The organism is Sphingobium sp. SA2 (genome assembly GCF_032227065.1).
Taxonomy (GTDB): Bacteria; Pseudomonadota; Alphaproteobacteria; order Sphingomonadales; family Sphingomonadaceae; genus Sphingobium.
In genome coordinates this window covers 1-1787 of record NZ_JAPMXX010000005.1, presented here as the reverse complement: position 1 = coordinate 1787, position 1787 = coordinate 1, and the positions used below count along the sequence as shown (strand labels likewise).

General features: G+C 59.9%; 3 protein-coding genes. 1 reads left to right on the top strand and 2 read right to left on the bottom strand.

The genetic code is table 11. The features are described 5' to 3' along the window. Window positions 1-33 precede the first annotated feature (33 nt). Together OVY48_RS07390 and OVY48_RS07385 are read right to left on the bottom strand one after the other, a co-directional pair. Window positions 34-174 (bottom strand): hypothetical protein, encoded by a 141-nt coding sequence (locus tag OVY48_RS07390; protein ID WP_313922347.1) that lies wholly within the window; start codon window positions 172-174, stop codon window positions 34-36. Next, window positions 174-464 carry a LysR family transcriptional regulator gene (locus tag OVY48_RS07385; protein ID WP_313922346.1) on the bottom strand — a complete coding sequence of 97 codons (291 nt, stop codon included), beginning with the start codon at window positions 462-464 and terminating at the stop codon, window positions 174-176. Before OVY48_RS07385 ends, OVY48_RS07390 begins: the two co-directional genes overlap by 1 nt. A 277-nt stretch (window positions 465-741) precedes the next feature. On the opposite strand from OVY48_RS07385, the gene OVY48_RS07380 reads away from it, so the two are divergent. Beyond that, window positions 742-1787: sensor histidine kinase (locus OVY48_RS07380; RefSeq protein ID WP_313922345.1), on the top strand; the 1046-nt coding region annotated here is incomplete at its 3' end.

Here is a 1787-nt window from a genome sequence, read left to right as displayed (position 1 = left end):
CGGCGGGGACGTAGGGACGCGACAGGGCGAAGTTCACACCGTCGTCGGGGGTGGTCGGGCCGATTCGCAGAAATTGGGACAGGGAAGCGGCAGGGCAGTCACGGGTACGTACTGGCGGCGCGACACCAGCGCGACAGGGGCGCCCCATTGGCGCGCCAGGGACGCGACAGGCATCAGCGCGCTTTGTGCGGGGTGTCGGGAACGGCGCCAGTGGCGAAGGGATCGGCCATGCGATCGGCGTGCAGGGCCAGGGCCTTGTCCCATGTGCGTTCGAAAACGGTCCCGGCCAGCCGCGCGCGGAGGCGATGCGCGCTCGACCGCGACATGCCCGCCGCTCGCGCCGCGCGGGAGACATTACCGGTTTCAAGCAGCGCCGCGAGAAAGAGGCGCTGCCGGGCCGGGGTCCAATGGGCGCGATCGGGCTGGACGGTCGCGGACGAAGGGGTGGGGTCATGCTGCTTCATCGGCCAGGATAAAGCAGAGGAAATCCTACATTGGAAGGGGGGAGGTCCGCAGCGTGGGCGTTGCGGACCTCCATCCCCAATCCCTCCTGCCAGCCGGAGGGTAGCGCGACATGTTAAGCCGCAACGGATGAGGGGAAGCGATTTCAAAAATACTCAACGCTTGTTGCGAATTCATGATAGGAGTGGCGCAAGTCGACAAGCGTTTCCTGAAGAAGCGCCACTCCCCGGATCAGCTTTCACCTCCGCAAGCTTGCCGGTCAGGCGCAATGGGAATGATATGACGACCGACCACCATCCCGACCTGACGCAGAATTTAGGCTTGGCTCTTCTTGCCTGTTCCAACGCACCTGCCCTTCTGTTGAATGGCGACATGGGCGTCATCGGTGCCAGCGAGTCATTCTATCTCGCCTTTCCTTTGAAGCCTGAAAAGGTCGCCGGACACAGCCTTTTTGAGTTGGGGGCAGGCGAATGGGACGTGCCGCAGCTTCGATCGCTCATGAATGCGACCCTTGGCGGTTATGCGAGGATCGAGGCCTATGAGATGGATTTCGGATCGGGCACCCCGCGCCGCCTCGTGTTGAATGCCCGCAAGCTCGATTATGGCAGTGCCGATCAAACCCTCCTTCTGCTGACCATCACCGATGTCACGGAGGCACGGATCAGTGAGAAGCTCAAAGACGATCTGCTGCGCGAAAAAGCCATATTGCTGCAAGAGATCCAGCATCGCGTCGCCAACAGCCTCCAGATCATCGCGAGTGTCCTGATGCAAAGCGCGCGTCAGGTGCAATCCGAGGAAACACGCGGCCATCTGACCGACGCCCACAACCGTGTCATGTCGATTGCGACCGTTCAGCAACAGCTCACGGCCTCGCGGATTGGGGAGGTGGAATTGCGCAGCTACTTTACCCAACTTTGCCAGAGCCTTGGCGCTTCGATGATCCACGATCATAAAAGACTGTCGCTGGGTGTCACCGTCGATGAAAGCCGGGTGAGTGCGGATATTTCCGTGAGCCTTGGCCTGATCGTCACAGAACTCGTCATCAATGCCCTCAAGCACGCTTTCCCAGGAGACCGGCAGGGCAAGATCGAAGTCGATTATCATTCCGAGGATTCGGACTGGAATCTGTCCGTCAGCGACGACGGCATCGGCACAGTCGATACATTGGGTGACGCGAAATCAGGACTTGGAACAAGTATTGTCGAAGCTCTCGCCGATCAGTTGGGAGCCAAGATCGACATTCAGGACGGGCAACCCGGACTCATAATTTCCATCATTCACAATAAGAAAAGCGCTGAACTTTCGCCACCCGCAAAAGCGGCCTG

Excerpts from the sequence above, each read along its gene's own strand:
- OVY48_RS07390 (WP_313922347.1), bottom strand. The coding sequence starts at position 174 with ATGCCTGTCGCGTCCCTGGCGCGCCAATGGGGCGCCCCTGTCGCGCTG.
- OVY48_RS07385 (WP_313922346.1), bottom strand. The coding sequence starts at position 464 with ATGAAGCAGCATGACCCCACCCCTTCGTCCGCGACCGTCCAGCCCGAT.